At 40.3% G+C, this 25,281-nt stretch carries 21 protein-coding genes and 1 riboswitch; of the genes, 17 read left to right on the top strand and 4 right to left on the bottom strand.

Features of this window, described 5'->3' with window-relative positions; all coding sequences use genetic code 11:
• Nucleotides 1-11: 11 nt before the first annotated feature.
• The 3 genes from SRA_RS06660 to SRA_RS06650 form a co-directional block, all read right to left on the bottom strand.
• Nucleotides 12-848, bottom strand: a complete 837-nt coding sequence (locus SRA_RS06660; protein WP_003089034.1) for a sugar ABC transporter permease — start codon at nt 846-848, stop codon at nt 12-14.
• Complete coding sequence (locus SRA_RS06655; RefSeq protein WP_003089032.1) at nt 848-2,209, bottom strand: carbohydrate ABC transporter permease; 1,362 nt, start codon at nt 2,207-2,209, stop codon at nt 848-850. Before SRA_RS06655 ends, SRA_RS06660 begins: the two co-directional genes overlap by 1 nt.
• 78 nt (nt 2,210-2,287) lie before the next feature.
• A complete protein-coding gene (locus SRA_RS06650) occupies nt 2,288-3,535 on the bottom strand; it encodes an extracellular solute-binding protein (protein WP_003089030.1) in 1,248 nt (415 codons plus the stop codon).
• Nucleotides 3,536-4,059: 524 nt separating this feature from the next.
• Between SRA_RS06650 and SRA_RS06645 the strand changes: the two genes are divergently transcribed.
• The 13 genes from SRA_RS06645 to SRA_RS06585 all read left to right on the top strand — a co-directional run bounded on the left by SRA_RS06645 (nt 4,060) and on the right by SRA_RS06585 (nt 18,525).
• Nucleotides 4,060-5,079, top strand: coding sequence for a LacI family DNA-binding transcriptional regulator (locus SRA_RS06645; RefSeq protein ID WP_003089026.1), 1,020 nt, complete (start codon nt 4,060-4,062; stop codon nt 5,077-5,079).
• 346 nt (nt 5,080-5,425) lie between these two features.
• Complete coding sequence (malQ, locus tag SRA_RS06640) at nt 5,426-6,949, top strand: 4-alpha-glucanotransferase (RefSeq protein ID WP_003089024.1); 1,524 nt, start codon at nt 5,426-5,428, stop codon at nt 6,947-6,949.
• Entirely contained in the window at nt 6,927-9,197 is a 2,271-nt protein-coding gene (gene glgP / locus SRA_RS06635) for a glycogen/starch/alpha-glucan family phosphorylase (RefSeq protein WP_003089021.1), read from the top strand. The genes malQ and glgP overlap by 23 nt, the downstream gene beginning before the upstream one ends.
• Before the next feature lie 233 nt (nt 9,198-9,430).
• Entirely contained in the window at nt 9,431-9,892 is a 462-nt protein-coding gene (locus tag SRA_RS06630; RefSeq protein WP_003089018.1) for a flavodoxin, read from the top strand.
• Nucleotides 9,893-10,027: 135 nt separating this feature from the next.
• A complete protein-coding gene (locus SRA_RS06625; RefSeq protein WP_003089016.1) occupies nt 10,028-11,017 on the top strand; it encodes an aldo/keto reductase in 990 nt (329 codons plus the stop codon).
• A gap of 217 nt (nt 11,018-11,234) precedes the next feature.
• Entirely contained in the window at nt 11,235-11,789 is a 555-nt protein-coding gene (locus tag SRA_RS06620; protein WP_003089013.1) for a GNAT family N-acetyltransferase, read from the top strand.
• The gene (gene spxR, locus SRA_RS06615; RefSeq protein ID WP_003089010.1) at nt 11,782-13,065 is read left to right on the top strand and encodes a CBS-HotDog domain-containing transcription factor SpxR; all 1,284 of its coding nucleotides are present in this window, start codon (nt 11,782-11,784) and stop codon (nt 13,063-13,065) included. The genes SRA_RS06620 and spxR overlap by 8 nt, the downstream gene beginning before the upstream one ends.
• Before the next feature lie 21 nt (nt 13,066-13,086).
• Entirely contained in the window at nt 13,087-13,947 is an 861-nt protein-coding gene (locus tag SRA_RS06610) for a methionyl aminopeptidase (protein ID WP_003089008.1), read from the top strand.
• An 11-nt stretch (nt 13,948-13,958) separates the two neighbouring features.
• Nucleotides 13,959-14,891, top strand: coding sequence for a YihY/virulence factor BrkB family protein (locus tag SRA_RS06605; RefSeq protein ID WP_003089004.1), 933 nt, complete (start codon nt 13,959-13,961; stop codon nt 14,889-14,891).
• 317 nt (nt 14,892-15,208) lie between these two features.
• Complete coding sequence (locus tag SRA_RS06600; RefSeq protein WP_003089002.1) at nt 15,209-16,105, top strand: ABC transporter ATP-binding protein; 897 nt, start codon at nt 15,209-15,211, stop codon at nt 16,103-16,105.
• Nucleotides 16,092-16,838, top strand: coding sequence for an ABC transporter permease (locus SRA_RS06595; RefSeq protein WP_003088999.1), 747 nt, complete (start codon nt 16,092-16,094; stop codon nt 16,836-16,838). The genes SRA_RS06600 and SRA_RS06595 overlap by 14 nt, the downstream gene beginning before the upstream one ends.
• Nucleotides 16,838-17,932, top strand: a complete 1,095-nt coding sequence (locus tag SRA_RS06590) for a sensor histidine kinase (protein ID WP_003088996.1) — start codon at nt 16,838-16,840, stop codon at nt 17,930-17,932. Before SRA_RS06595 ends, SRA_RS06590 begins: the two co-directional genes overlap by 1 nt.
• A complete protein-coding gene (locus SRA_RS06585; protein WP_003088993.1) occupies nt 17,929-18,525 on the top strand; it encodes a response regulator transcription factor in 597 nt (198 codons plus the stop codon). Before SRA_RS06590 ends, SRA_RS06585 begins: the two co-directional genes overlap by 4 nt.
• A 51-nt stretch (nt 18,526-18,576) precedes the next feature.
• Here the strand turns inward: SRA_RS06585 and SRA_RS06580 are convergent, their stop codons facing one another.
• Nucleotides 18,577-19,029: a GtrA family protein gene (locus SRA_RS06580; protein WP_003088990.1), complete on the bottom strand. Its 453-nt coding sequence runs from the start codon at nt 19,027-19,029 to the stop codon at nt 18,577-18,579.
• A gap of 28 nt (nt 19,030-19,057) precedes the next feature.
• Nucleotides 19,058-19,155: riboswitch (PreQ1 riboswitch) on the top strand.
• Between SRA_RS06580 and SRA_RS06575 the strand changes: the two genes are divergently transcribed.
• The 4 genes from SRA_RS06575 (at nt 19,153) to pulA (ending at nt 25,233) form a co-directional block, all read left to right on the top strand.
• Nucleotides 19,153-19,665 carry a QueT transporter family protein gene (locus SRA_RS06575; RefSeq protein WP_003088987.1) on the top strand — a complete coding sequence of 171 codons (513 nt, stop codon included), beginning with the start codon at nt 19,153-19,155 and terminating at the stop codon, nt 19,663-19,665. It overlaps the preceding riboswitch by 3 nt.
• A gap of 325 nt (nt 19,666-19,990) precedes the next feature.
• Nucleotides 19,991-21,949, top strand: a complete 1,959-nt coding sequence (ligA, locus tag SRA_RS06570; protein WP_003088984.1) for an NAD-dependent DNA ligase LigA — start codon at nt 19,991-19,993, stop codon at nt 21,947-21,949.
• A 13-nt stretch (nt 21,950-21,962) separates the two neighbouring features.
• On the top strand, nt 21,963-23,006 hold the full coding sequence (locus SRA_RS06565) for a diacylglycerol kinase (RefSeq protein WP_003088981.1): 1,044 nt from the start codon (nt 21,963-21,965) through the stop codon (nt 23,004-23,006).
• Nucleotides 23,007-23,019: 13 nt separating this feature from the next.
• The gene (gene pulA, locus SRA_RS06560) at nt 23,020-25,233 is read left to right on the top strand and encodes a type I pullulanase (RefSeq protein WP_003088978.1); all 2,214 of its coding nucleotides are present in this window, start codon (nt 23,020-23,022) and stop codon (nt 25,231-25,233) included.
• Nucleotides 25,234-25,281: the final 48 nt, after the last annotated feature.

Raw genomic sequence — 25,281 nt, 5'->3', positions numbered from 1 at the left:
TTCCTTATTTTTTATTTAACAGATCCGCCAGTAATGCCTTCAACATAATATTTTTGCATAAAAATGAAGAGTATGGTGATTGGAATGGCAATCAATACAGAACCTGCAGCAAAAGCCATGAACCAAGTATTGATAGTATCGGCTTGAAGCATAGAGAAGAGACCGATAGCTACTGTATACTTGCTGGTAGCATCACCGAGAATAACCTGAGCAAAAATAAAGTCAATCCAAGGACCAATAAATGCTAGAAGGGCAGTGTAAACAATGATGGGTTTAGACAGCGGCAAAGTAATTTTTAAGAAAATGTCTTTACGTGTTGCACCATCAATCATAGCTGATTCATCTAGTGAATAAGGAATAGTGTCAAAAAATCCCTTAGCAATATAAAAGGTTAAAGCGGCTCCTGATGAATAGACAAAAACTAATGAGGTTAATGTTTGAGTGAGACTGAGTGCTTTTAGAATATAATAAACAGCAATCATGCTCATAAACCCCGGAAACATGTTAAGAACAAGGGCTAATTTTAAGAAACCATTACGATGTTTAAATTTAATGCGGCTAAGCGAATAAGCCATTGCTACGGTAATAAATGTTGAAAGGATACAAGTAGCTATTGAAACTACCAATGTATTTAAAAACCAGCGTCCAAATGGAAAAGAAGAGTTGGTAAACAGTTTAATATAATTATCTAAAGTCCATGTTTTAGGAATAAAATAAGGAACATAGGCTGTACCTTCACCGCGAAAACTGGTTAAGATGACCCAAATGATAGGAAAAAGCCAAATGAGAGATAAGAAAACTAATAAGGCATAAATCAAACCGAGCTGAAGACGTTTTTTTCGTTTCATTATTTAACAGCTCCTTCCTTGTATGATGCTGTGCGAGTATAAGCTAAAAGACTAAAAATAGCTGAGATGGCAAAAATGAAGATACCGATAACAGAAGCTAAGTTGTAGTCTGCAGCATTGACGGTTAATTTATAAAGCCAGGTAACCAGTAAGTCGGTACTGCCAGCTTGATAAAATTTTGAGTTAGTTGGGCCCCCTTGCGTAAGGAGGTAGATAACGTTAAAATTATTGATATTTCCGATAAATTGCTGGATTAAAGACGGCATCATAATTAAGAGAATCTGGGGAAAAGTGATCGATTTAAAAATTTGGAACTTGCTTGCGCCATCGATTTCTGCAGCTTCAATTTGTTCGCTTGGAAGGTTCATAATAATTCCTGTTGCAATTAACATAGTAAAAGGAATACCAACCCACATATTAACGAAGATAATTGAAAATTTAGCCCAAGTGGGATCGGATAAAAATGGCAGAGAATGTGAAATCAGTCCAATTTTTTCTAGAAAAGCATTGAGGGGACCCTGGTCATTGAGAAAGTTTCTCATTAGCAAAAGTGAAATAAATTGAGGGACGGCGATAGTAATAACAAAAATAGTCCGCCACATCTTTTTCAATTTTAGACCTTTAGCATTGATGATAAGAGCCAGAATGACTCCAAAAAGAAAATTGGTCACAGTTGCAAAAACAGCCCATATAAGGGTCCAAGAAAGAACAGGGAAGAAGGTTCCAGCCATACGGCCATTTAAAACATTGCCAAAGTTAGCAAGCCCCACCCAATCAAAAAGTGATTTAGGAGGAAGGTGATTATGATCATAGTTGGTAAAGGCTAGACAGATCATATAGACAAGTGGCAAGATGGTAAAAAGAAGGATACCAGTCAAAGGAACAGCCATTAAGGTCATGTGAAAACGTCCATTCGCCAAGGTCATAAAGTCTTCTTTGAAAGATGGAATGTGACGCCCTTCCTTCTTAATAACATAAAGATTTCTGGCACTTTTAAGATTGCACCAATATATGTAAGCGAAAACGAAACAAAAGATCAATGATGCCAAGCCAAAGATTAGCATGAGCATAGAATTATCGCCTTCAACGGCAACTTGCATTTTAACACCGTCTACAATTTTTTCTTGCATCCCTTGTGTTTTGGTGCCAAGAGTTATCAAACCTGAGAAGGCTGGAATAACCTGTGTAACAAAAGCAATTAGAAAAGCTAATTCACTTAAAAGAAAGAGACTTCCTTTTATAAATTGCTTATTCATTAAATTGGCAAATCCCATGATAAGAAACGATAATTTGATATCTGCTTTTCCTTTTTTAAAGGCTTCAAGTACAGATACCTGATCATGAGAAGATGAATTAATCATGTTTATCTCCTTTGCTGTATTATTTCATTTAGCTAAAAGAATAAGTGAGGAGATTTATCTCCCCTCACTTATAATGTTTTATTTAGCAGCTGCTAAATCTTTATCAAATTGTTTTAATTTAGCAAGGTAATCACTTTCCTTAATTTTTCCATTATAAGTATCACTAAGGATTGCTGCGCTTTCAGTCCAAAATGTTGTCATTTGATTTAGTTTAGGCATAACACTAGTATAATCTGAAGAAGAACCCATCTTGATAACAGCCTGAGCTAGTTCATTTTTTTGAACGGCATCAGAGCTTTGAACCGTTTTATTAGACGGAATAATGTTACGTCCTTGTGTTTTAAATTGATTTTCTTGACTTTCCGCACTTGTTAAATAAGAAGCTAATTTATAGCTAGCGGCAATACGTTTTGTATTTCCTTTTGAAGGAGCTTGGTTAACAGCATAGAGCTTAACTCCCAAGAAAGCTTTTTGCTGAACTTCTTGACCATTGATATTAATTTTTGGATAAACAGCGACACCTAGTTTATCTTTACCGATAGCTTTTTGTGCAGCTTCATAATCCCAAGGGCCTGATTCAAAGGAAGCTACGGAACCATCACCAAATTTAGACATGACATTATTATCGTCTAAGTTGACAAAACCTTTGTTGTCTTTTTGAGCAGCTATCCATTTAAGGACAGAAACACCAGCATCATTTCCCCAGTTAGTTCCTGCGGCATCTTCGCCATCTTTACCAAAGATTGTATCTCCTACTGACAAGAATAGAGGTGCAGTTGCATAGGCATTGACTTGTTTGAATTTTGCTCCGAAAGTAGCCTTGCTGGTAATGGTTTCATAAGATGTGACATCGTCAGCTGACAATTTAGTTTTGTTATAGTAAAGCACTTGCGATTCAATGCCAAAAGGAAAAGCATAAGTTTTACCCTTGTATTGAGCCCCCGCAACAGCCTGTTCAGTTTCATTTTTAGCAATTTCTTTTGAATATTTTTCAGGAATTTCCTGAATAACACCAGAATCAATTAATTGCCCTAACTGATCATGCGGCAGTGAAAAGACATCTGCAGCAGTGCTAGGGTCTTTCTTAATTTTTTCTTGAGCTTTAGGATCTTCAGATTCGATAACCTTAACCTTGTAATTAGAATCCTTTTCAAATTTTTGGACAATGCCTTCATAAGACTTTTTAGCTCCTGTTGGCACCCAGAGTTTTATTGTTTTTGGATCCGCTCCGCTTGATTTGGAATCCTTTGATCCACAGGCAACGAGAATGCTGCTTGCAAGCGCAAGACTCGCACCACCGACGACTAATTTTTGCCATGTTTTCATAGCTGCTTCCTCCTGAAACTTTTTTGTAATTTTTCTTACAACAATTATTATGCAACCGTTTGCAAAAAATGTCAAGTCTTTTTTTAAAATTTTTTAAGCTCTGATATTTAAAGAGCATTCCCTTATGTGGCAGGAAAGCGAGTTTTTCTCCTCCCGGCAGTTCAAAGACCTTGGCTTACATCTTAGGAAGGCAGTTCTATATATCACCGCCCCTTCCTACCCTGCAAGGAAGGTCTTAGCAAAAGACTTTGCCTTCAGTCAGCAACTAAGTCATAATAGGTTATTTTTCTTGCTATTTTAGCTAGTAGGACGAACAGTGCAGAGATCAATTCTGCGCTCCAATAGTCATGCTTGGGAATATAAAAGCAAATCTTTTATAAAATAGCAATGTAAGCATTCGAAAGCTATTTGATAAGGTATTAAAGCTGGTACCTGATTCTCGAAATGTGTAAGAATTTTACTAATCTTGCAAGCGGCAGGGAACTATTGTAAAATAGACTTACTAGAGTACAAAGGACAATCAAATGGTTACTATTAAAGATGTCGCAAAAGAAGCCGGTGTCAATCCTTCCACTGTCAGCCGAGTTTTGAAAAATAATTCTTCCATTTCACAAAAAACAAAAGATAGGGTTAAACAGGCTATGGCGGATTTAGGTTATGTGCCTAATCTGGCTGCTCAAATGTTAGCTAGCGGTTTGACTGATTGTGTAGGTGTCGTTTTGCCGCCTTTAACGAGTCCAGATCGCTTAAATGAGCCCTTCTTTATGGAAATTTTAACTGCTATTAATGATGAAGCAAGTCGTAACAAATTTACGGTTTCAATTGCGACCAGTGACACTCTAAACGATTTGAAAAATCAGGTAGAGCTGATGTACCGACAAAGACGCGTTGATGGTTTTATTGTTCTCTACTCGGAAAGAAAGGATCCTGTACGTCAGTACCTAATAAAGAATAAGATTCCTTTTGTTGTTATCGGTGCCCCAGTCGGCTATGAAAATGAAACGACTTATATTGATAATGATAATCAATTGATGGCTAAGACTGCCGTGGATTACCTTAATCAAAAAGGGCATGAACGCATCCTATTTGTTACCAATGATCAAAAAAGTGATATCTATACTGAGCGTTTTAAGGGCTATCAGAAAGGAATGCAGGCATTAGGCTTAACATCCTATGATAGCGCTCTCTTTGATTCTAAACAAGCGGCGATATTAGAAGCTTTTATTGAAAAAATTCAGAGAGAAAAGATAACGGCTCTTCTTATTATTGGTGATGTCGTCTCTCTTAGGATCATTCAATTCTTATCTTATTATAATATAACAGTACCAGATGATATATCTATTGTTTCTTTCAATAATTCTAGCTATGCAACTATTTTGCATCCTTATTTAACAACATTTGATATTAATGTTAATCGTTTAGGGAGAACGAGTTTATCCTACCTGCTGGAGAAGATTCGCGAAGATCAGTCAGGTAATCAAAGGGTTCTAGTCCCTTTTACTTTAAAAGAACGCGAGAGTGTTCGTAATCTTAAAAAAGGCTAGAGCTTATGCTGCTTTAAGTTCGCCTGAGACTGAAGGCAAAGTCTTTTGCTAAAACCTTCCTTACAAGGATAGGAAGGGGTGGTGATATATAGAACTGCCTTCCTAAGATGTAAGCCAAGGTCTTTGAACTGCCGGGAGGAGAAAAACTCGCTTTTCTGGCGCATAAGGAAATATTCTTTAAATGTTCACTAAAAAATTTTATATTGAAAATAGGGTTAACTGCCTTCTAAAGTTAGAGATTACAGTACTTTAATTTCTAGCTTTTTATTTTTTTGCAAAAAATCCTTGACTTGTGCAAACGTTTGCGCTATACTTTTTTTAGAAACAAAGAAATCAGGAGAAAACTATGGAAAAACGTGCAAGCGGTGTATTGATGCATATCAGCTCTCTTCCGGGAAAATTTGGGATAGGTACTTTTGGACAGCCTGCCTATGACTTTGTTGATTTTCTAGAAGAAACAGGTCAGACTTACTGGCAGCTCCTTCCTTTAACAACTACCAGTTACGGAGATTCTCCCTATCAGTCTTTTTCTGCTGTTGCGGGTAATGTTAACTTCATTGATTTTGATAAGCTGCGAGAAGATGGCTTATTGAAGGAGGAAGATTATAACACTGTTTCGTTTGGTGACAATGAAGAAGCAGTTGATTATGCGCTTTTGTTTAAAGTGCGCCGTCCTATTTTAGAAAAGGCTGTTGCTAATTTCTTAGCAGATGAAGCTAATATCAAAGTACTTGCTAAGTTTGAAAAAGAAAATGATACTTGGCTTGATGATTACTCAGAATTTATGGCAATCAAGGAGCATTTTGGTCACAAGGGCCTGCAAGAGTGGGGGGACAAAAAAGCTATTCGGCGTGATGAGGAGAGGCTCGTACACTATCGCCGTCTCTTAGCTGATGAGATTAACTATTATAAAGTAACCCAATATTTCTTCTTTAAGCAATGGCTGTTACTGAAAGCCTATGCTAATAAGAAAAATATAAAAATCATCGGAGATATGCCTATCTATGTAGCTAAGGACAGTGTTGAGGTTTGGACGATGCCTGAACTCTTCAAGATGGATGTAGATTTAGAGCCCTTGTTTGTTGCAGGCTGTCCGCCAGATGAATTCAGTGATGATGGTCAGCTTTGGGGAAATCCTATTTATGATTGGAAGAGCCATCGTGAAACGGGTTTTGCTTGGTGGATTTACCGTATTCAAGAAAGTTTCAAAATTTATGATATTTTGCGGATAGATCACTTTAAAGGTTTCTCAGATTATTGGGAAATTGAGGGTGATTCCAAGACTGCTAAGAAGGGCAGATGGCAGCCGGGTCCCGGTATAGCACTTTTTAGAGCTGTTCAAAATGTCCTGGGAGATCTGCCCATTATTGCAGAAGATTTGGGTTATGTAGATGACAGAGCAAGACAGCTTTTAAAAGATACAGGATTCCCTGGCATGAAAATTTTAGAATTTGGTTTTTATGATTTGACAGGCCACAGTATTGATATTCCTCATCATTATACTCCTAACAGTGTTGCTTATATTGGGACTCACGATAATGATGTTGTTAACGGCTGGTATGACAGTCTTAGTGTTGAACAAGAAGAGTTTGTAGATGCCTATACTCATCGCAAACCAATTGAGCCGGTCAATCAGGCTATGCTGCGGGTGCTCTTTGCAACTGTTAGCAATACCGCCATTTTGACCATGCAGGATTTGCTTAATAAACCATCCAGTTCTAGGATGAATACTCCATCAACGATTGGCAGTAATTGGCAATGGCGTATGAGAGCAAAAGATTTAACAAAAGATAAAAAAGATTTTTTAAGCAAATTAACAAAACTTTATCAAAGGGGAAATGAAGAAAATGACAAAAAAACAATTTACTAACTACGTTCAGGAAAAAACTGGTCAAGAATTATCACAATTAAGTAATAAAGAGATTTATGTTCAACTCTTGCATTTTGTCAAAGAAGCGGCAAAAGATATACCTAAAAATACGTCTAAACGCAAGGTTTATTATATTTCTGCTGAATTCTTAATCGGGAAATTGCTGTCAAATAATTTGATTAATCTTGGTCTTTATAAGACAGTTAAAGATGAATTAGCTGCAGCTGGCAAATCTATTAGTCAAGTAGAAGATGTGGAATTAGAACCATCACTCGGTAATGGTGGTTTGGGACGCTTGGCTTCTTGCTTCATAGACTCCATGTCAACGCTTGGTATTAATGGTGAAGGTGTAGGACTCAACTATCATTGCGGACTCTTCAAACAAGTTTTTCGTGATAATCAGCAGGAAGCTGAACCGAATTACTGGATTGAAGACGATTCTTGGCTGGTGCCGACTGACATTTCTTATGATATCCCTTTCCGTGATTTTACTCTCAAGTCAAAACTGGATCGTATTGATATTTTGGGCTATCACAAGGATAGTAAAAATTACCTTAATCTCTTTGATATTGACGGACTTGATTATGGTTTGATTAAAGACGGCATTACTTTTGATAAGACAGAGATTAAGAAGAACCTTACTCTTTTCCTTTATCCTGATGACTCTGATAAAAATGGTGAGTTGCTGCGCATTTATCAGCAATATTTCATGGTTTCCAATGCAGCTCAGCTCTTGATTGACGAAGCTATCGAACGTGGCTCAAATCTGCATGATTTAGCTGACTATGCTTATGTGCAAATCAATGATACTCATCCATCCATGGTTATTCCAGAGCTTATTCGTCTCTTGAATGAAAAGCATGGTTTGGACTTTTATGAAGCGGTAGACATCGTTAAAAACATGATTGGCTATACGAATCATACGATTCTGGCAGAAGCACTTGAAAAATGGCCTTTGGAATATCTTAATGAAGTCGTGCCGCATTTGGTAACCATCATTGAGCATTTAGACCGTATTGTTCGCAGTGAGTATAAGGACGATGCTGTTCAAATCATTGACAGGGATGACCGTGTTCACATGGCTCATATGGATATTCATTTTTCAACCAGTGTTAACGGAGTTGCTGCTCTTCATACTGAAATTTTGAAAAACAGTGAATTAAAACCTTTCTATGATATCTATCCAGAAAAATTCAATAACAAGACCAATGGGATCACCTTCCGCCGCTGGCTGGAATTTGCCAACCAAGATTTGGCAGCCTATATTAAAGAATTAATTGGTGACGGTTATCTTGAAGATGCTACTGAGCTTGAAAAGTTGCTGGCCTTTGCGGATGATAAGACTGTTCATGAACAGTTAGCAAAAATCAAGTTTAACAACAAATTGGCTCTCAAGCGTTATCTTAAGGAAAATAAGGGCATCAATCTTGATGAAAATTCTATTATTGATACGCAAATCAAGCGTTTCCACGAATATAAGCGTCAGCAAATGAATGCTCTTTATGTCATTCATAAATATCTGGAAATCAAAAAAGGCAATCTTCCAAAACGCAAAATTACCGTTATCTTTGGTGGTAAGGCAGCGCCTGCCTATACCATTGCCCAAGACATCATTCATTTGATTCTTTGTTTATCAGAACTAATCAATAACGATCCTGAGGTCAGCCCTTATCTGAATGTCTTCCTTGTTGAAAATTACAATGTGACTGTGGCTGAAAAATTGATTCCAGCTACTGACATTTCAGAACAAATTTCTTTGGCTTCCAAAGAAGCTTCCGGTACAGGTAACATGAAATTCATGCTTAATGGTGCTTTGACACTGGGTACTATGGATGGTGCCAATGTGGAAATTGCTGAGCTGGTTGGTTCAGATAATATTTACATTTTTGGTAAGGATTCAGATACTATTATTGATCTCTACGATAAGCAAGGCTATGTTTCTAAAGACTACTATACTAATGATGCTGCTATCAAAGAGGCTGTAGATTTCATTGTTAGTGATGCCATTCTTGCTTTGGGTAAAAAAGAACGCTTGGAACGCCTTTACCATGAACTTATTAATAAAGATTGGTTCATGACCTTGATTGATTTGAAGGAATACATTGTTAAGAAAGAAGAAATGCTGGCAGATTATGAAGACCAAGATTTATGGAATCAAAAAGTGATTCAAAATATTGCCAAAGCTGGTTTCTTCTCATCAGACAGAACCATTGAACAATATGACAAGGATATTTGGCATAGTTTGTAAAATAAAATCTATGTAAAAATCTGGGATTGTTTTTGATCCCAGATTTTTTTGCGATCTATGAGACAAAGCCTGTCTGTCTAGAAAACTTGAATAATTCAAACTTTTCCAATTTGGCTGAACCCCAGGAGAAAGAGTTTTTTGATCTTTCAAAAGTTTAAATACTTATTTTACTTGACTTGGAGCTGACTTCAAGGTTTATAATGGAAGCAGCTTAAACAAAGGAGGAAAAAGCTATGGCAAAGACGCTTGTTCTCTATTTTTCAAATACCGGAAACACGAAAAAAGTTGCAGAAATGCTGGCCCAGGAATTAGGAGCCGATCTTTACCGAATACTGCCTGCAAAAGAGTATACGGCAGCAGATTTGACTTGGACCAATGCAAACTGCCGAGCCAATCAGGAACAAAAGGACGAAGACAGCCGTCCTGCTTACCGCGGCACTCTGCCGGATTTGACTCTTTATGATCAAATTATCATCGGTCATCCGATTTGGTGGGGAATCCCTCCCAAGATTATCCGTACGGTTCTTGAAGATCTTGATCTGACAGGAAAAGCAGTGGCTGCTTTTGCAACCTCAGGCGGTTCTGATTACTATGATGCGCAAAGGGCGATGGAGCAGTGGACTGGTCTTAGGCTACCGCAAGGCAGGATTTTATCAAGTCCTTTCAGCATTAAGAACTGGCTGAAAACAATTTAGTTTTAGAAGAAAACCTTGTTAAACAAGCGGCAGAATAACTATTTAAGCTGAGTCTTTTATCACATCTAAAAAAACAAAGAGCCGCTGTTCGTCAAAATGGATAAAAGTGCTGATAGAAGAACGGAGGAAACGATCATGGAATATACAAAATTGGGCAAGACAGGGCTTGAAGTTTCAAAAATCTGTCTGGGCGGCATGAGCTTTGGCGACCGTCGCCTTGGCGGTCAGCATCAAGGTTGGGTTTTAGATGAGAATAAAACACGGCAGATTATGAAAAAGGCGCTGGATTTAGGCATTAATTTTTTTGATACGGCTAATACCTATACGCAGGGATCCAGCGAAGAATTTATGGGACGGGCCATCCGCGACTTTGCTGATCGTGATGAGATTGTTCTTGCAACCAAACTTTTCTTTGGTGATGGCCAGCATGAAGGCCGCAATACGAGAGGGCTCTCCCGCAAGGCTATTTTCAATCAGGCTGAAGCCAGTCTTAAACGCTTGGGGATGGATTATATTGACATTCTTTATATTCATCGCTGGGATTACAATACACCGATTGAAGAAACCATGTCCGCACTTAATGACTTGGTGCGCTCCGGCAAGGTTCGCTATCTGGGAGCATCAGCCATGTATGCCTGGCAGTTCCAAAAGGCTCAGTACCTTGCTGAGAAAAACGGCTGGACCAAGTTTTCCCTTATGCAGAATCACTATAATATGCTCTATCGCGAAGACGAAAGAGAAATGATTCCGTTTTGCAAGGACTCCGGTGTCGGCTTAGCTCCTTACAGTCCTTTTGCAGCAGGGCGGGTCGTTCGCGACTGGGATGCAGATACTGCCCGCAGCCATACGGACAGTTTTGCCAGAACAAAATACGACAGCACAGAGGGAGAGGATATGGCCATCGTCAGACGTGTTGCAGAACTGGCTGATAAGTATGACCATACGCGTGCCCAGATTGCTCTAGCTTGGCTTTGGCAAAAGGGTATGGATTCTCCAATTGTAGGTGTTACTAAGGAAAAATACCTTGATGATTTCATGGGTGCTTTTGATCTAAAACTGACTGATGAAGATATGGCTTATCTGGATGAGAAATACCTGCCTCATAAGGTTGTGGGAGCTCTTTGATGGAAAAGACGGAAATAAGCAAGGACTGCCAGCTAAGAACTGCACTGTCTCGTTTTTTTCTTTGACTTTTAGAAAATTGATAGCTGTCTGCCAAAAAATTCAGACAGCATTTTTCTTTTTAGTTAAACAACTGTTATAGTATTTTATAACCCTTAAATTCTTAAAAAAGCCTGCATTTTTCTTTGACTCTTGGCTCGAAAAACTGTAATATAACAATATGGATATATGGACACAGTTAGGACGTTTTTCAGAATTTGAGACCCAGCATCTTTTTATGCGTCCCTTTGCCTTTAAAGATCACAAAGATTTTTATGAAATAACTGGGAATAAACAGAATCTGCCTTTTATTTTCCCTCATCAGGCTAGTCTGGCTGAGAGTGATTTTTTGCTCGTTCATTATTTTATGAAAAATCCTTTGGGTGTCTGGGCTCTAGAGCACAAGGAAAATCATAAAATGATAGGAGCTATCCGTTTTGATAAACTTGATGTGACGGCTAAAAGGGCGGAGATTGGCTATTTTTTGCATAAGGATTACTGGGGACAGGGACTGACAACTGAGGCTCTCAAAAATCTGGTTTTTCTGGCCTTTCAGGAATTTGATTTAAAGCTGCTGCAGATTGTTATTCATAAGGAGAATGCAGCCAGTGCCAGAGTAGCAGAAAAAGCCGGTTTTAGTTTGGTCAAACAGTTTAAAGGAAGCGACCGCTACACTCATAAGATGCGTGATTATTTAAGATATGAACGAAGGATAGGTGAGAAGACAGATGAGTAAGCATCAAGATATTTTAGAATATTTGGAAAATCTGGCCATCGGCAAACGCGTCAGTGTCAGAAGCATTTCAAATCATTTGAAAGTTAGTGACGGGACTGCCTATCGGGCTATTAAAGAAGCTGAAAACCGCGGAATTGTTGAGACTCGGCCGCGCAGCGGGACTATTCGTGTTGAAAAAAAGGTGCGTGTGCGCTTAAATAAGCTGACTTACAAGGAAATTGCCAATATCAGCGAGTCAGAAGGTGTCTCTGGCCAATCTGGACTCAGCCATGAATTCAGCAAGTTTTCTATCGGTGCCATGACCATTGACAATATTCACCGCTATCTGACCAAGGATGGTCTTTTGATTGTCGGAGACCGCGAAAATATTCAGCTTTTGGCTCTGCAAAATAAGAACGCAATCCTCGTAACAGGAGGTTTTCCTGTGTCTGAAAGAGTGCGTGAAACGTCCAATCAGCTGGGAATTCCAGTTATGATATCTAACTATGATACTTTTACCGTTGCCACACTTATCAATCAAGCTCTTTCCAATGTTCGCATCAAGACTGATATTAAGACCGTTGAAGAAGTTTATGAGGAAAAGATTTATCATGGCTTTCTGCACGACACAGACACCGTCAAAGACTATAACAATCTGATTAAAAAGACCAACCATGTGCGCTATCCGGTCATCAACAGCCATAATATGGTTGTCGGTGTTATCAGTATGAGAGATGTAGCGGGCAAGGATCCCAATGTGATTCTTAATCAGCTGATGACTAAAAATCCTGTAGTTGCAAAACCGACACTTAGTCTGGCCAATATCAGCCAAAAAATGATTTTTGAAGATTATGATATGCTGCCGGTGGTTAAGGAAGACTACAGTCTTTTAGGAGTTATCACGCGCAGGCAGGTAATGGAAAACCTGCAAAATTTTCAAAGAACCAGCACTTATACCTATAGTGAACAGATTACCGCCAATCTGCAGGAGGAAAAAACTGGCTTTCAATTTGTGGTGGAGCCGACTATGATTGATCCGGCAGGAAATCTGGCGCACGGTGTTTTAACGGAATTTTTGAAGGATATCACCATGCGCGTCTTGACGCAAAAGCATAAAAAGAATATCATTATTGAACAAATGATGTTATACTTTTTACAGGCCGTTCAAATTGATGACCTGCTGAAAATTCAGCCCAAGGTTATCACTGAAAACCGACGGAGTGCGACGCTTGACTTTGAAATTTACCACGGCAGCCAGGTTGTTACCAAAGCCGTCGTTACGACAAAATTGAATTAAAACTAAGGAGTTAAATAAAACATGATTACATTGAAATCAGCGCGTGAAATTGAAGCCATGGATGAGGCCGGCGATTTTTTAGCCAGCATTCATATCGGTTTGCGTGATTTGATTAAGCCGGGACTGGACATGTGGGAAATTGAAGAATATGTCCGCAGGCGCTGCAAGGAAGAAAATTTCCTGCCCTTACAAATTGGAGCAGACGGTCATTTTATGGACTATCCCTATGCAACCTGCTGCGGGTTAAATGATGAGGTGGCTCATGCTTTTCCGCGACATTATACTTTGAAGGAAGGTGATCTTCTTAAAGTTGACATGGTTCTTGGCGGTCCTATTGCCAAGGAAGATTTGGATGTGTCAAAATTGAATTTTGATAATGTTGCTGAAGTCAAAAAATATACAGACAGTTTTCGCGGCGGCATCGCTGATTCTTGCTGGTCCTATGCTGTCGGGAATGTTTCTGAAGAAGTCAAAAAACTCATGGATGTTACTAAAGAATGCCTTTACAGAGGAATTGAAAAAGCTGTGGTCGGCAACCGTATCGGTGATATTGGTGCGGCCATTCAGGAATATGCTGAGAGCTTTGGCTATGGTGTTGTCCGTGATTTAGTCGGCCACGGTGTCGGTCCGACTATGCATGAAGAGCCCAATGTTCCCCACTATGGCCGAGCTGGCCGCGGTCTGCGCTTGAAGGAAGGAATGGTGCTGACAATTGAGCCCATGATTAATACGGGAACTTGGGAAATTGACACCGATATGCAGACAGGCTGGGCTCACAAAACGTTGGACGGAGGCCTTTCCTGCCAATATGAACATCAGTTTGTTATTACAAAAGACGGACCGCGTATTCTTACCAGCCAAGGAGAAGAGGGCACCTACTAACAGGAGTTGCAGTGAAAAAGTTTATTGAAAAATTACAGGCAAGCCAGTATGTTCAGAATTTTTTAACCTATTATAAAAGCTCTGAGATGGATCTCTCTAGCATAGCAGTAGCCTATTATCTGATTCTGACTATCTTTCCCTTTTTAATCTTGCTTGCTAACCTGTTTCCTTATCTTAATATTGATACTTCAGAGCTTTTATCTTTTATGAAGAATAATCTGCCTGAACAGCTTTATGAAAGCACATCGGGTATTGTGGTGGGGATTTTTAATAAGCCGTCTACCAGTCTCTTATGGCTGGCTATTGTGACAGGTCTGTGGACGATGTCGAAAAGTTTGATTTTCCTGCAAAAATCAATGAATAAGTCCTATGGTATTCAAAGCCATCGTGACTTAATTTTAGGACATATGGTAGGTATCTTTGCCAGTCTACTAGTAATCTTCTTTTTGGCAATGGCTATTATGCTGTCAACTTTTGGTAAGACGGTGCTGACCTTCCTCTATCACAATTCCTATCTCAATCAGGATTTGTATGATATTTTGATGAATTTAACCCAGCCGGTAACGGCCGCAATTTTCTTCGTTGCCTTAGCGGTTCTCTACTATATTTTGCCTAATGTCCGAATTAGAAAAGTCCGCTATATTCTGCCGGGAACAGTCTTTACCAGTATTCTCTTCTTTACGATGACGAGCTTGTTTGGGACTTATCTGAACTATGCCACTGCCAGTATGGAAAATCTTCGGATTTTTGGCTCGGTGACTTTGTTTGCTTTAATGCTGTGGTTTATTGTCTTTGCCAGAATTTTGATTTTAGGTGCTGTTTTAAATGCCAGCTATCAGAAAAAATACGTTAAAGAATTTAAGCCAAGACGCGGCAACATCATTACTATTATCCAGTCCAGACGGGACTATATAGCTAAAAAAGATGACGAAAATAAGAAATGATGGTATTTAGCTAAGATTGTCTGCTAGGCTCTGTTTTTGACCGAGCCAGCTGTGCAAACTCAGCCATCACAAATTAGATATGACAAAAGTCATGTCACGATATGACATTCTGTGCTACACGGAGTGTCTTTTATTTTTTATAATAAAGACAGAAAGTAAAGGAATCAATAAAATACTACGTGTTGCTTACTTTTTAGTGTTTTTGGTAGCGATAGCAGAAATGCTTGGTATAGGGCTTATCTTAACATAGGACTGATGTATGTTTTTTTGATCCAGATAAATATTTTTAACTGTTAACAGAGCAAAGGAGAACTAGCATGACTGGAACAGTAATTAAGGTGTCACAGCTGACAAAAAATTTTAAGGATAAAAAGGTGCTGAAAAACCTCTCTTTTGAGGTTAATGAAGGCGATTGTTTAGCGCTCATTGGTCCCAACGGCTCAGGGAAAACAACACTTTTTAACTGCCTTCTGGGAGATTATTTACCAACGACAGGAAAAGTGAATGTTCTTGGTCAGGCAGCTCAAGCCTTACAGCTAAGATCTAAAGTCGGTATCCTTTTCCAAGAAAATCAGACTGAGCAGAAGATGAAAGTTTCAGAGCTTTTAGACTTTCAAAAAGCCATTTATCCAAATCCGCTAACAGATAAGGACATTGATGACTTGCTACAATTTACAGAACAGCAGAAAAATCAATTTGCTGAGAAATTATCTGGCGGTCAAAGACGGCTTTTGGCTTTTGTTCAAGTCTTGGTGGGTCAACCTGATATTCTTATCTTGGACGAGCCAACGGCGGGTATGGATACCAGTACACGAAAGCGTTTTTGGGAAATTATTGCTGAGCTGAAAAAAGCAGGCAAGACCATTATTTATTCCAGTCATTATATTGAAGAAGTGGAACATACGGCAGACAGAATTTTAGTCTTGCATGAAGGAAAATTGCTGCGCGACACTACGCCTTATCTCCTACGTTCTGAAGAAAAGGAAAAAGTCTTCACTCTGCCGGCTGATTACCTCTTTGCCGTTGAGGGGCAGGAAATTCAAGATCTGACCATCAAAACAGATACTATTTCCTTTAGCAGCAAACAGCCGCAGCTGATTTGGGACTTAATCTCAGAAGCCAAATGTCCTATTGAAGACATCGAAATGACCAACCGCACACTGTTAAATACTATCTTTGATATGGCAAAGGAGCAAGACCATGAAAACGTTTAAAGCCATTTTACACCAAGAATACCTCGTCAATAAACGTTCCCTATCTAACTTAATTATGGGAATAGGAATGCCTCTTGCGTTTTTTCTGCTATTTACTAGCATCTGGGCTAATGAAGACAGTATGCCCAAGGAACAAGTGAGTTATTGGGTACGACAATATATGATACAAATGACAGCTTTTTCTAGTCTTAGCTTTGCCTTCTTTTCCTTACCCTATGCTTTTCAGGAAGACCGAAATGGCAACCGTCTTAGAAATATCCAACACAGTCCTATTCCTATTTGGCAGTACTACTTTAGTAAAATTTTGGCGATTCTTGTTCATTTTATGTTGGCAATTTTGGTGGTTTTTGCGGTAGGACACTTTGTCAAAGGAGTTGATATGTCTGCCAGAGAATGGCTGACTAGTGCGAGTCTTTTATTTGTAGGAGCAATCTGTTTTATGCCTTTTGGCGCTCTTTTTGCTCATATCAAGTCAGCCCAAAGTCTCTCCCTTGTTGCCAATATCTTCTACATGGGCTTGGCAGTTTTGGGCGGACTTTGGATGCCAGTGTCAAGCTTCCCTGACTTTATGCAAAAGCTAGCCAAGCTTACGCCAACTTATCATCTCAACAATCTCTTAATTTCTTACTTCAAGGGTGATTTTTCCGTTCGCTCCCTGTTAATTCTTGCAGGATATGCTATCATAGTTTTAACAATTGCTTTGGCAGTCGGAAAAAAACTTGAGGTAAAATGATGTTTCGCCTTTTTAAGAATTATAACTTACTTTATTATTTGACTTTGATTTTTATGGTCTATCCCGTTGCGGGAGCCTTTTTTCTAGGTTATCCTCTGTGGACTTTAGTGCCAACAGCTCTCTTTGCTTTTTCCTATGTCGTTCTCGTGAGAATTTCAAAGACTTACCACAAGATAATTGCGGTTCTTTGGCTTTATTCTCTAGCTTACACGGTCTACATGTCGTGTGTTTATGATGGTGGATTCGCCTGGTTCTTCTTTTTTCACAGCAATCTTTTGGTTTGGCGTTTTCGAGATAAGGTTAGATCCTATCGAGCACTCAGCTATTTTCTAGCTCTATTGATAACGGTTATTGGCGGGGAAATACGAGCTGCTAGCTTTATTGAACACGTTATGGTGACCATTGTTCCCATCTTCATTCTCTTTATGACTTACTCTCAGTATAATCTGCGAGTAGAAGGTGAGATGCAGGATGAACTGTATCAGAAAAATGAGACAATTAATCTCTTAGCCGCCGAAAATGAGCGCAATCGGATTGGCCGTGATTTGCACGATACGTTAGGGCATACCTTTGCTATGATGAGTTTGAAGACAGAGTTGGCACTGCGACAATTGGACCAGGAGAAGCTGGATGCTGTCCGTAAGGAATTGCTAGATCTCAACCAGATCAGTAAAGAGTCCATGAAAAATGTTCGCGAGCTGATTAACAATCTCAAATACCGCACGGTAGCTGAAGAGTTGGACAATATCGCAGAGATGTTTGCTATGTCAGAGATTGACCTAATGATAGATAATCGGCTGGACTTAGCTGCGCTATCGCCAGTTATCCAGTCTAGCATGACCATGATTTTGCGCGAATTAACTACCAATATCATCAAGCATGCCAGAGCCAGTCAGTGCCACATCAAACTCTACAGGGATGACAAGTTGATTGTTGATGTTAGTGATGATGGCTGTGGGTTTGGCCAGTTGACTGGTGAGGAGCTGCATTCGATAAGGGAACGTCTGCAACTGGTTACGGGAGATGTCATGATTTTATCTAGTCAAGATCCAACCCTTATACATGTGACTTTAGAAGAAGGAGGCCGACAATGAATTTATTAGTAGCAGAAGATCAGTCCATGCTGCGGGATGCCCTCTGTCAGCTCCTACTCATGGAAGATGATGTGGAGCAGGTCTATCAGGCAGGAAACGGTCTGGAGGCTATTGACTTACTCAGTAAAGAAGATGTTGATGTTGCCATTTTGGATATTGAAATGCCTGTCAAAACAGGTCTTGACGTATTAGAATGGATTCGCCAGCATCAGGATACCAAAGTCATCATTGTGACGACTTTTAAGCGAGCTGGCTACTTCAAACGTGCTCTTTCTGCTCATGTAGATGCTTATGTTTTAAAGGACCGCTCGGCTTCTGAGCTCATGCAGACTATCCATACTGTTTTGACCGGGCAAAGGGAGTATTCCCCTGAATTGATTGAGGAAGCAGCCTTCCCCTCTAACCCTCTCAGTCAGCGTGAACAAGATGTTTTAGCTTTAGCAGCTAAAGGACTGTCCAATCAAGAAATTTCCGAAAGGTTATTCCTGTCAAACGGGACGATTAGAAATTACATGACCAGTATTTTTAACAAGCTGTCTGCCGGCAATCGAACAGATGCTGTCAGAATTGCCCAGAAAAAGAATTGGATTTAAAGCAATACAGATTTGCATATAAAAAAGGCCATGATATCATATCATGAGCCATTATTTTTTATTTTTAAAAATAAAGACCTTACTGATAACGTAGTTGGTCACCATGATTAATACCTGACCGATCAAAATAGCAATAGCATTGACCAAGTCCATGTTATTGTTTACAAACTGACCGATAATTCCAGGGAAACGGTCAACTAAAAGATAGGCCAAACCGGTATCCAAAAATAGGGTTGACAGCCGAGCCAAGAAAAATTTAACAAAGCGGCTTTGCCAATCCTGTCTGGCCTGATTAAAAACGTAGGTATCATTAATGATAAAGGCAAAGATAATAGCCAAGATATTAGCTATTGTTGCCGTCAAAGCAGCATTTTTCAGAATAGAATAAAGTCCGATACGGATGATGGCATAAAAGATAGTTGTTAGTACGCCTGCAATCAAATATTTGAAAATTTCATGCTGGGTAACTTTTTTTACAAAGTTGTTAGTCAATAATTTTTTCATAAACTTACTATATCAAAAAAAGCGAAAATATGCTATACTGAATAAGCTGCGCTCAGCAGCCCTTGGTGCTTATGTCCTTTCACCAAGCATATTACAAACGGTAGAGCCGTCAAAGGAGAACTGATGAAACAATTAACTGTTCGTGATTTAAGCCATATCGCTATTGTAGCAGCTGCTTACGTTGTATTGACTGCCACACCGCCTCTCAATGCTCTTTCTTACGGCGGTATACAGTTTCGTTTGGCTGAAATGCTTTATTTTTTGGCCTTTTACAATCCGAAGTATATTATTGCTGTAACCTTGGGCTGCATGATTGCTAATGCTCTGGGTACAATCGGTCTGATTGATGTTTTTGTCGGCGGCGGATCAACCCTGATTTTTGTCAGCTTGGGCGTTATCCTTTTTGCCAAATACAAAAATGCTTATTTTTTTAAGGGCTTTATTAACAAAGCTTTCCTTTATTTTGCTGTTTTCTTTTCCCTGTCTATGTTCACCATTGCAGCAGAGCTAAAGATCATTTTTAACACTCCCTTTTTAATAACTTGGCTGACAACGGCTCTGGGAGAATTTATTTCCTTGTTTATTGGTGCGCTGGTGGTTGACCGAGCAGCCAAGCATATTGATTTTACCAAGTAATCTTCCGCGTGAAGGTTATTTTTTTATATTCTTCAAAAATCAAAACTATACGTCGTTGCCTTCGCTTTGCCCGACCTTAGTACAGCCTGCAGCTCATCGCCTAGTCTATTTTTGATTTTTATTGAGTATAAGAAGGGGCAATGCTTGCAGAAAGCATCTGCTGCCTTGTGTAAACCTAGGCAGTCTAGTAGGATAATGCTTTGAGAGCAGGCGGTTGAGCGTCTTTTTAAATATGTGACGTTTATCTTTTGAATTTTTACCTTGTTTTTATTTCCTAATTTAAAAAATTAGGGAAAGCCGGTGAAAATATGGTAAAATAAGATGTATGAAAGAACGTATGAATGAGCTGGTTCAGCTGCTGAACCGATATGCCAAAGAATACTATACTAAAGACAGTCCCAGTGTTTCTGATGCGGAGTATGACAGGCTCTATCGGGAACTGGCAGAATTAGAAGAAAGGTACCCGCAGGATGTTTTGCCGGATAGCCCTACTCACCGTGTGGGGGGACCTGTTTTAGAGGGATTTGAAAAATACACTCATGAGTATCCTCTGTTTTCCTTGCAGGATGCTTTTTCCCGTGAGGAACTGGGTGCTTTTGACCAGCGGGTGAAGACAGAATTTCCGCAGGCCGAATATTTAGCAGAATTGAAAATCGACGGCCTTTCAATTTCTCTGACATATGTAGATGGAATTCTTCAGGTCGGTGCCACAAGGGGGGACGGAACTGTCGGTGAAAATATAACGGAAAACCTAAAGCGTGTTCAGGATATTCCCTTGCACCTGCCTCAGCCTATCAATCTGACAGTGAGGGGAGAATGCTATCTGCCCAAAGTTTCCTTTGAAAACATCAATGCTGAGCGCCGTGAAAATGGAGAACCCGAATTTGCCAATCCCCGAAATGCTGCAGCAGGAACCCTGCGGCAGCTGGATACAAGGATTGTAGCCAAACGCAGGCTGGCAACCTTCATTTATCAGGAAGCTGGGCCGACTGCGGCTGAAAGTCAGGAAGCGGTGCTTGAGAGTTTTGCTAAACTAGGTTTCACTGTTAATCCGCGTCATATGGTCTCCTCATCAATGGATGATATTTGGCAGTTTATTGAAACTGTTGCCAAGGAGCGCTCTCAGCTGGATTATGATATTGATGGCATTGTCATTAAGGTCAACAGCTTAGCCATGCAGGAGGAGCTTGGCTTTACAGTTAAGGCGCCGCGCTGGGCCATTGCCTATAAATTTCCAGCGGAGGAAAAAGAAGCAGAAATTCTATCGGTTGACTGGACGGTCGGACGAACCGGTGTTGTGACACCGACAGCCAATCTGACGCCAGTGCAGCTGGCAGGGACAACTGTCAGCCGGGCAACACTGCACAATGTTGACTATATTGCTGACAAAGATATTCGAATTGGGGATACAGTCGTTGTCTATAAGGCAGGCGATATTATTCCGGCGGTTCTGCATGTTGTAAAATCCAAGCGCCATCAGCAGGAAGCAATGCCGATTCCTAATCTATGTCCGTCCTGCCAAAGCGGACTGATTCATTTTGAAGATGAGGTGGCGCTGAGATGTGTCAATCCTCGCTGTCCTGCTCAGCTCAAGGAAAAACTGATTCACTTTGCCAGTCGCAATGCCATGAACATTGCAGGCCTCGGTCCTGCCATTGTAGAGAAGCTGTTTGCGGCGGATTTGATTCATGATGTGGCTGATATTTATCAGCTGAGCACTGAGAATTTGATGCAGCTTGAAGGTATCAAAGAAAAATCAGCGGCTAAACTGTATAAAGCTATTCAGGCTTCCAAGGAGAATTCGGCTGAAAAGCTGCTTTTTGGCCTTGGTATTCGCCATGTCGGCAGCAAGGTCAGCCGGCTTTTGCTGGAAAAATTTGACAATATTCCGCAGCTGGCAGCGGCAGATTTTGACGAAATTGCTGCTATTGACGGTCTCGGAACAGTTATTGCTCAGTCGCTGAAAACTTATTTTGCTACCAGCGGTGCTCAAAAACTTCTGACTGAACTGCAGGCATCAGGCTTAAACTTGGCTTATCTGGGCAAGCGCGTGTCGGATGATGCGGCTCTTTCGGGCCTGACCGTTGTCCTGACAGGAAAGCTGGAAAAACTGACCCGCAGTCAAGCCAAGGAAAAACTGCAGAATCTTGGTGCTAATGTTGCCGGCAGTGTTTCTAAAAAAACCAGTTTGGTGGTGGCAGGAAGTGACGCCGGTTCAAAATTAGAAAAAGCTAGAAATTTAGGCATTGAAATTAAAGATGAGGCTTGGTTAGAAAGTCTGTGAAGGGAGAAAGAATATGGTAAGAAAACGCAAACGTGCACGTTTGATTTATAATCCGACCTCTGGTCAGGAAATCATGAAGAAAAATGTGGCAGATGTTTTAGACCTTCTGGAAAGCTTTGGCTATGAGACCAGTGCTTTTCAAACGACTCCTGAAGCAGATTCTGCCAAAAACGAAGCAAGACGTGCTGCTGTTGCCGGTTTTGATCTTGTCATTGCAGCAGGCGGAGACGGAACAATCAATGAAGTGGTCAGCGGCATTGCGCCTTTGAAACGACGTCCCAAGATGGCTATTATTCCCACCGGCACAACCAATGATTTTGCCCGGGCTCTTAAGATTCCTCGCGGCAATCCGGTTGAAGCAGCGAAGCTTATCGGCAAGAATCAGACGGTCCATATGGATATTGGTCAGGCTTACAAGGATAAGTACTTTATCAATATTGCCGCAGCTGGCAGTCTGACTGAATTAACTTACAGTGTGCCCAGCCAGCTAAAAACAATGTTTGGCTACTTGGCTTATCTGGTCAAGGGGGCTGAACTGCTGCCGCGTGTTCGCAATGTTCCTGTTAAGGTATTTCACGACCACGGAGTTTTTGAAGGCGAGGCTTCCATGATTTTTGTGGCTTTGACCAATTCGGTCGGCGGTTTTGAAACCATTGCTCCGGATGCTAAATTAGACGACGGCAAATTCACCTTGATTTTGGTTAAGACGGCCAATCTTTTCGAACTGACTGATCTGATTCGTCTTGTTCTTGCTGGCGGCCGGCACATCAATCATAAAAAAATTGAGTACATAAAGACAAGCTATTTAAAAATAATTCCTCAGGGCAATCCTCCTAAGAGAATGATGATTAATCTCGATGGTGAATATGGCGGTGATGCGCCGATTGAATTGCGCAATCTGAATAATCATATTGAATTTTTTGCCAATACAGACGAGATTTCTGACGATGCTATTACGCTTGATACAGAAGAACTAGCCTTAGAAGCAATTGCTCAGAAATTCACTAAAGAAGCCGAAAATCTAGATGGGCTGGATAAAACAGAGGAGACAAATTAGTTAGGTAAAATACATGAAAAATACCGTAGTTGTACATTACCATAGTAATAAAGGAAATTATTTTGATTTTAGTTTATGGCAATGGATGAGCGGACAGCTGGGAAAAGACGCTTCTTTCTCACGTTTTGATAGTTTCGGAATTGTTGGAAATGTCGTTTATGAGTCTGATGAATTTCAAAATCAAGTCTATCTTATTGTCAAGAATGCTGACTGGTCCATTAGAACTCCTGATTTTAGTATTAATTGCAATCCCGGTTTGTCCAAGAGTGAAGTCTGGATTGTCCAAGGTGATGATACGCTCTATTATTCTAGGCAAGCAGCAGTTGCGAGCCATGCCTATAACCGACGCCAGCCGCATGCCTTTGATATGGCTGTTAACAGCAAGCGTTTTGACCAAGAATGGGGCTTTCAGGGCTGGCTTGGCTTTGCCTACCAAAAAGATGCGACTGAATTTCGCCTCTGGGCGCCTACTGCCAAGAAGGTCGAGCTGATTCTTTACAGTTCAACTACAGAAAACGCCAGTGTCAGTCAGGTCATCAGCATGAATCGTGGGAACAGCAGAACCCCTGCTGACCATACAACAAACACACAAGGGGTCTGGTTCTTAAAGATGGAAGGAGACCTGAACTTTCATGCTTACCGTTATCGTGTTTACTACCGCAAGCGAACCTTTAGAGATACAAGAGACCCTTATTCAATTGCAGTGACAGCGGATGGCAGACGCTCTGTTGTTGTTTCAGACAGCGATTTACAGCCTGAAGGATTTGCAGTTAAACAAGGTAAAGATGCCGTCTGGCGGCTCAGTAATCCCAATAAAGCAGTAATCACGGAAATGCATATTAGAGATTTTTCCTCATCTGAAACATCAGGTGTCCGGCTGGAAAATCGCGGTAAATTCCTGGGAGCCTTTGAAAGAGGCACAAAAAATCAGTACGGTGATTCTACTGCTTTTGATTATCTGAAAAATTTAGGCATTAATTATGTTCAGCTGCAGCCAGTTTTTGACCATCATCAAACATTTGAAGCTGATGGTTCTTATGCCTACAACTGGGGCTATGACCCGGAAAATTACAATGTTCCCGAGGCTAGTTTTGCCAGCAATCCACATGCACCGACCACTCGAATTCTTGAACTCAAGCAGCTGATTCAGGCTTATCATGATGCCGGAATCGGTGTTATCATGGATGTTGTCTACAATCATACTTATTCAAATTCGGATTCGGCCTTTCAGCTGGCAGTGCCGGACTATTACTATCGGATGAACCGTGATGGCTCCTTTCAAAATGGCTCAGGTGTCGGTAATGAGACAGCCAGTGAAAAGGAAATGTTCCGCAAATATATGATTGACTCTGTCCTTTATTGGATAGAAGCCTATAATATTGATGGTTTCCGTTTTGATTTGATGGGGCTGCATGATATTGAAACCATGAATGCTATTCGTCAGGCTGTTGATGAGATTGATCCTAATATTTTACTTTACGGTGAAGGCTGGGATATGGGAATAGGACTCATGCCAGAAGACAAGGCTAAAAAGGACAATGCCAATCAGATGCCCCGCATCGGTTTCTTTAATGATGATGTCAGAAATGCTATTAAAGGTGCTGAGGTTTACGGAGATTTCAAATGTGGCTTTGTTTCTGGAGAAGCAACCGAATACGAACTGGCCAAAGGAATGCTGGGAAGCGATGAGCTGGCACCCTATCTGGCACCCGATCAGGTGCTTAACTATGTTGAAGCACATGATAATTACAACCTGAATGACCTTCTTTTAGAACTGCACCCTGAAGATGACAAAGTCAGTCACATTAAGCGGGTAGAGCTGGCTACCAGTCTTGGTATTCTCATGCAGGGTATGGTCTTTCTGCAGTTAGGACAGGAATTTCTGCGGACTAAGCTCTTTGCGACAGGCCCGGACGGAGAGCTTACTGCTGCAGACAAAGAACGGGCCATGAACAGTTATAATGCACCTGATGCTGTCAATCAGGTTAACTGGAATCATGTTACTCTGTATAAATCGACTGTTGATTTTGTAAAAAAACTAATTTATTTGAAAACGCAGGAAACCGCCTTTTCATATCAGAGCTTTGAGGACATCCGCAAACATGTTTATGTAGCGTCAGCAGAATATGGCTCAGGACTGGTTACTGTTAATGTCAGCGGTGCTGGTAAGGTTTTCCAACTAGACTTTAATGCAAATGAGAAAAAGACTGAAATTAATATGACATAGAATGAAAAGTATGCTATAATATGAGTAAAGATATAGATAGCGCTTTCA

The sequence above is a fragment of the Streptococcus ratti FA-1 = DSM 20564 genome (genome assembly GCF_000286075.1).
Lineage (GTDB): Bacteria > Bacillota > Bacilli > Lactobacillales > Streptococcaceae > Streptococcus > Streptococcus ratti.
Note: the sequence above shows the minus strand (reverse complement) of the source record. Positions and strands in the feature narration are given on the sequence as shown.